At 70.4% G+C, this 233-nt stretch carries 1 pseudogene; it reads left to right on the top strand.

Annotated features, from left to right (window positions below):
* A pseudogene (locus tag ADL12_RS28490) lies at positions 1 to 233 on the top strand (serine hydroxymethyltransferase); the annotation flags it as partial.

Below are 233 nucleotides of genomic sequence, written 5' to 3'. Positions count from 1 at the left end.
TCTCCTTCAAGGTCGCCGCGTCGGAGGAGTTCAAGGAGCGCCAGCGCCGTACGGTGGACGGCGCCCGCATTCTCGCCGAGCGGCTGACCGCCGCCGACGTCCGTGAGGCCGGCGTGAATGTCCTGTCCGGCGGTACGGACGTGCACCTGATCCTGGTCGACCTGCGCGCCTCCGAGCTGGACGGGCAGCAGGCCGAGGACCGTCTGCACGAGGTCGGCATCACGGTCAACCGC

The sequence above is a fragment of the Streptomyces regalis genome, assembly GCF_001509475.1.
Taxonomy (GTDB): Bacteria; Actinomycetota; Actinomycetes; order Streptomycetales; family Streptomycetaceae; genus Streptomyces; species Streptomyces regalis.
Note: the sequence above shows the minus strand (reverse complement) of the source record. Positions and strands in the feature narration are given on the sequence as shown.